At 42.4% G+C, this 5,518-nt stretch carries 6 protein-coding genes and 1 pseudogene; 6 read left to right on the forward strand and 1 reads right to left on the reverse strand.

Going from position 1 to position 5,518, the window contains the following annotated elements; translation table 11 throughout:
* Positions 1-745 (reverse strand): metallophosphoesterase (locus tag THEPK_RS06025; protein WP_083965041.1); only part of this gene is annotated, 745 nt, incomplete at its 3' end.
* Between the two features lie 194 nt (positions 746-939).
* Between THEPK_RS06025 and THEPK_RS06035 the strand changes: the two genes are divergently transcribed.
* From THEPK_RS06035 to THEPK_RS06055, 6 genes and pseudogenes are all read left to right on the forward strand, one after another.
* Positions 940-1,179, forward strand: coding sequence for a hypothetical protein (locus tag THEPK_RS06035; protein WP_042699534.1), 240 nt, complete (start codon positions 940-942; stop codon positions 1,177-1,179).
* Positions 1,180-1,295: 116 nt separating this feature from the next.
* Positions 1,296-2,090, forward strand: coding sequence for a nitrilase (locus THEPK_RS06040; protein WP_042699536.1), 795 nt, complete (start codon positions 1,296-1,298; stop codon positions 2,088-2,090).
* 99 nt (positions 2,091-2,189) lie between these two features.
* The gene (locus tag THEPK_RS13665) at positions 2,190-2,366 is read left to right on the forward strand and encodes a restriction endonuclease subunit S (RefSeq protein WP_083965042.1); all 177 of its coding nucleotides are present in this window, start codon (positions 2,190-2,192) and stop codon (positions 2,364-2,366) included.
* Between the two features lie 22 nt (positions 2,367-2,388).
* Complete coding sequence (locus THEPK_RS06045; RefSeq protein WP_232194545.1) at positions 2,389-4,215, forward strand: GmrSD restriction endonuclease domain-containing protein; 1,827 nt, start codon at positions 2,389-2,391, stop codon at positions 4,213-4,215.
* Positions 4,187-4,552 (forward strand): hypothetical protein, encoded by a 366-nt coding sequence (locus THEPK_RS06050; RefSeq protein ID WP_156882148.1) that lies wholly within the window; start codon positions 4,187-4,189, stop codon positions 4,550-4,552. Before THEPK_RS06045 ends, THEPK_RS06050 begins: the two co-directional genes overlap by 29 nt.
* A gap of 116 nt (positions 4,553-4,668) precedes the next feature.
* Positions 4,669-5,518: pseudogene (locus THEPK_RS06055) on the forward strand (alanine--tRNA ligase-related protein); the annotation flags it as partial.

The raw sequence follows: 5,518 nt of genomic DNA on the forward strand, positions 1-5,518 counted from the left end.
CCACCCAGTAAATAATGGTTTCAGACTTCATGTTCCCCCTTCTTTTTCTAAAGTACTGCCAGTAACTTAAACCTGACACCCCACAGCTTATCCTAACAGTATCTAGCTCAACTTTGCCGATGTATGTTCCATCTCCAAGAAAAGCCTCTCCAGAAGAGGAATCTCTCAAAAATGGCACCATTTTTATACCCTCTCTCACGTCAAACCCTTCTATGTAGGGGTTTATCGTGGGCAAAATCAGAAAGCTTCCAACCCTGAAGAAGCATTTGACCTTTTTGACATTTCCCCCAAGCTTCAAACTGATTGCTGGATGGATGTGTCCTAGAAAAGCTTTCTCAAACTCAACTTCCGGAAGGTTCTGATGCCCGTGAAGGAAAAGCATATCATCGAGGAGAAAATGACTGACGACATTTACATTTTTGAATTCCTTTGTGACTTCTTCTATTTTCCCATCGTGGTTTCCCTTTGTTATGACAATGCTGTATTCCTCAATTTCAGAAAAAAATTCAACCAGTAGTTTTTTGACAAACGCGCTGATTCCAAGGGGTTCTTTTACGTCTCCCAGGATAATTACCAAGTTGGGGTCTTTCTCTTTTATAAACTCCGCAAGGCTTTTTTCGAACTTCGTTCTTACCCTTAATCCTCTTGAAAGTTCAAAAGCTATGTGGGGGTCTGCAAAAACAAGAGTTCTTCCGGAAGATGTTTTTAGTTCAAGAGAAAGCGCCTCGTAAGGGGAGTCTTTCATGATAATCACGTAAAAGAGATATAAAGAGGGAAAAGGGATCAGATTAATCCTCTTTCCTTCTTCCTCTGTCTCTTTAATCTCCTAATTCTCTTCTTAATCCACTTCCACCTCATTCTTCCTTTCTTTTTCCATTTCCTTGGTCTCCTCTTCATGATTATCACCTCGATAATCGTTCCAGACTAAGCTCACTTTGCTTGGTTTTTAAGCTTTTCCATCAAAAGGGATTAGCAAATAGCAAAAACAAAAAGAGCAAAATAAAGGAGATTAAAGGAAAATTTGATCATGCAGAGCTTCGCCTCTACCCGGGATTTCATGAGCTGTTCTTGCGCCTTTATATTGTGTTGGTGGTTAAGAAAAAGCCTTTCGGTGGAATTGCGATATTCTATGGGGCTCTTTTGGAATACAGAGAAATTTTAGTAATTTTGGACTTTTAAAACTACCGAAAACTGCGTAGCTGTGATTTTATCCTTTTATAGCTCTCGACTTGGACAAAAATGTGCTCGATAAGTTATTAACCATTGAACTCCTAACTGTTGAGGAGGGAGGGGTAATGAAAGTTGGGTTTGTTCAGATGGAACCAAAGCTTTTGGATCTTAATGCCAACCTCAGCAAAGCTGAGAAATTAATTGGAGAGGCTGCAAAGCAAGGTGCAAAGCTCATTGTTCTTCCAGAGCTTTTTGACACGGGCTACAATTTTGAGACGAAAGAAGAAGTGGAGGAGATAGCTCAGCAGATTCCAGATGGTGAGACAACTCAATTTCTTGTCGAGCAGGCGAGAGAGCATGAAGTATTCACAGTGGCTGGAACCGCTGAGAAGGATGAGAGGGGGAAACTTTACAACTCCGCTGTCATTGTAGGGCCAATAGGATGGGGCTACATTGGAAAATACCGCAAGATTCACCTTTTCTACAGGGAAAAACTTTTCTTCGAGCCGGGAAACCTTGGCTTTCATGTCTTCAACATAGGCATTGCAAAGGTCGGGATTATGATATGCTTTGACTGGTTTTTCCCAGAGTCGATGAGAACACTCGCCCTTAAGGGAGCAGATATCGTTGCACATCCGGCCAATCTGGTTCTCCCCTATGCTCCGAGGGCAATGCCAATAAGGAGCCTTGAGAACAGGGTGTTTAGCATAACAGCGAACAGAATTGGGGAGGAGAGGGGGCTAAAGTTCATAGGCATGAGCCAGATAAACTCACCAAAGGCTGAAATCCTGCTCAGGGCAAGCGAAGATAAGGAGGAAGTTGGAATTGTGGAAATAAACGTGGAAGACGCAAGGAACAAGAAACTCAATGAATTTAACGACATATTCAAGGATAGGAGACCGGAACACTATGTCCTGTAACTTGGAAAAGAACCGGGAGAGCTTTAAAAAGGGATAAAAATACTTGAGGAAATAGATAAAAAGGGGAACGCCTAGATAAAAGCGGAATGATGAGTCTTAATTCCACTCCCTCCATTAGAAGAACAAAAGAAAATAGCCCAGATTTTCATGACCATTGATAATAAGATTGAGGCTGAAATGAAGATAAAAGAAGAGCTTGAGAAATTCAAGCATGGTACGATGGACAAACTTCTCACTGGAAAGGTGAGGATTAAGGTGGGTGAGGAAAGTGGATAAGCTTGACCCAAAGATGGAGAATTTGCTTGAGATATTGAAACAGGCTGAAGATGGGAAATTAGTCCTTCCTCAGTTCCAAAGAGACTTTGTGTGGTCTAGGCAGGATATTAAAGACTTGTTGGTCTCACTCCTCAATGGTTACTTTGTGGGCACCTTCCTCTTCCTTAGAACAGAGTCAACCAACCCTCCATTCAAATGGAGACCAATTCAGGGTGTCAGTTTGCCAGTTGATAGAGATGGTAACTATATTGCAGAACCAGAGGCCATGATTCTTGATGGCCAGCAGAGGATAACATCACTTCACTATGTGTTCTATGCACCACCAAAAGAGGTTGTCACCCCAAAGTACACCAGCAAGAGATATCTCTTCTTCTTGAGGCTTGAAGAATTGGAAAGGGGTAATGTTGAAGATGCTGTGTTCAGTGTGGTTGAAGATGATGCCAGGAAGTACCTGGACAAAAACCATCAGTTTGAGCATAAAATAGTCCCATTCACAGAGCTCTCTAACAAAGAAAAGTGGAAAGATTGGCTAGAGGGGTTTGTAGAGTACCATGTTGACAAATATATAGAGGAAAACATTGGTGAAGAAGTTAGCTATAAACAGGGCAGAGAACTCACCCAAGAGTACAAGAGACAACTTAAGGCAAAGTCAGACCTCTGGGAGAAGTACATTAACAATCTCCTAGAGTTCAAGGTTCCAGTCTTATACTTGCCAAAAATTGAACCAGACAATAAACAGAAACTTAGTGAAGTCTGCACAATATTTGAGAAGATGAACAGCACTGGAGTCAAGTTATCAGTCTTTGACCTCTTGACTGCCAGACTGTATAAGGATGACATTGACCTTCACAAAATATGGCAGGACACTGTTGACTCATTTGAAAACATCAGAAAGTTGTCTGAGGACAACCCAGACCTCTTTAAGGTGTTGCTACTCAGGGCACTGGGCCTTATGAGGGTGCTTAGGGACAAGGATAAAGACAAGGGTGAGAAGGAGATTAGTGATGTCAAAAACAGGTCTTTAATTAATCTGTCACCAATTGGTTTTGAGAATGATTGGTGGACTATGGCAGAATACTTTGACAAGGCCATTGAAAGAGTCATGAGTACTAACCAAGATGGGTTTGGAGCATTCCTGCCAAAGTGGGTTCCTTACAAACCCATGCTCCCAGTTTTGGCAACACTCCTATATTATGTGGAGGGTACCAGAGAATTATCACCAATAGAAAAGAGCAGGGCTTACACACTGATAAAGCAGTGGTATTGGAGTTCAGTATTCACTGAGAGGTACAGCAGTGCTGTTGACTCAAAGTCCCTAAGTGACACCTTGGAGCTAATAAAAGCTTTCAAAAAGCCTGAAGATACCCCATCAATGATTGATGAGGCAAGGGCTAGGGTTACCTCACTAAACTTATACACAGTCTCAAGAAGTGGAAGTGCAATTTATAGAGGTATTATGAACTTAATTGCATTGAACCAGGCAAGGGACTTTCTCAAAGGTGATGCCATAGAATTCCATAATTTAGAAGACCACCATATATTCCCTCAGGCTTTCCTAAGGAGGCAGGGTTTTGGGGACAAGGACAAATACAAGATTAATACCATACTTAATAGAACACTGATTTCTGATGAAACCAACAGGAAGATTTCAGCAACATCACCAAAAGAGTACCTTAAGTGGATTCCTGGTGATTTGGAAAAAGTTCTCAAGCCCCACTTTATTGACTCTGAGTGTATTGATGCAATGAGAGAAAATAATTATGAGAAGTTCTTAGAGAGGAGGAGAGAACTTATTATAAACAAAGTGCTGGAACTCATTGGTGGGGGAGAAGAGGATGTCAACTCCTGAAGAGAGGGTATCTGAGTACCCCTTTATCAATATCCTGTCCAAGGAACTTGGCTGGGATTATGTGCCTCCTTCAGAATTAAAGAAGGAGAGAGACTATAACTCAGCTCTTCTTAAAGACAGGCTAATGAGGGCCCTCCTCAGGATAAATGCTGAGAAAATAACTGAAGAAGATGCAAAGCAGATAATTAAGAAGCTGGAATACCTCCCCCACACTATAAAAGGAACTATTGACAAGTATAGACTGGAGAATATCAAAAACTATAAGAGTCTCCTTAAGTTTTTAATGAACTTTCTGAGACCTCAAAACAATCATCATTGTTGGAAAGCATTGAGTTGAAAAGGGAAGAGTTTCTGAGACAAGGACTTTTAGAAGATAAGTTTAAGAGTGGTGATGAAAAACCCACTGGTGGGATGATGAGTCTGGAGCCCCCTGAGTGGTGAGGAGGTTTCGCGGGGCTGACTCCTGAAATCGTTAAGGAAGTAGCTGAAAAAGAAGGCATGAAAGTCAAGGTCCCAGATAACTTTTACAGCTTAATTGCCAAAGAAGCTGAAAAGACTGCCAAAAAGGAAGAAGAAAAAAGTATAGTGGACTTTGAGCTCGTTCAAGACCTGCCTGATACAAGAACCCTCTATTATGAGGATCCCTTCATGAAGGAATTCGATGCAAGGGTTCTTAGGGTGATAGATGACTGGGTGGTTTTGGATCAGACAGCGTTTTATCCCGAGGGCGGAGGTCAGCCCTGTGATCTGGGAGAGCTAAACGGAATTAAAGTGCTCGATGTCCAGAAAGTTGGCAAAGTAATTCTCCATAAGGTGGAGAAGCCTGAAGGCTTCAAAGAGGGAGACAGCGTTCACGGAAAAATCGACTGGGAGAGGAGAATACAGCACATGAGACACCACACCGGTACTCACGTCCTTATGGGAGCCCTTGTTAGAGTCCTTGGAAAGCACGTCTGGCAGGCGGGTTCTCAATTAAGCACCGATTGGGCCAGATTGGATATAGCTCACTACAAGCGCATCAGCGAAGAGGAGCTTAAGGAGATAGAGCTCTTAGCAAATAGGGTTGTAATGGAGGACAGGGAGGTAAAATGGAAGTGGCTTCCGAGAACCGAGGCGGAGCAGAGGTACGGCTTTAGGCTCTACCAGGGTGGAGTAGTGCCAGGAAGGGTAATTAGAGTGCTTAACATCAAAGACTGGGATGTGCAGGCGTGTGGAGGTACCCACTTGCCTAGAACAGGTTTGATAGGCCCAATAAAAATACTCAGGACGGAAAGAATACAGGATGGGGTTGAGAGAATCATAT

Origin of the sequence: Thermococcus sp. PK, assembly GCF_000430485.1 — an archaeon.
Classification (GTDB): domain Archaea; phylum Methanobacteriota_B; class Thermococci; order Thermococcales; family Thermococcaceae; genus Thermococcus_A; species Thermococcus_A bergensis.

Bases quoted from the DNA above. Each gene is read 5' to 3' on its own strand.
- THEPK_RS06040 (WP_042699536.1), top strand. From the start codon at position 1,296: ATGAAAGTTGGGTTTGTTCAGATGGAACCAAAGCTTTTGGATCTTAAT.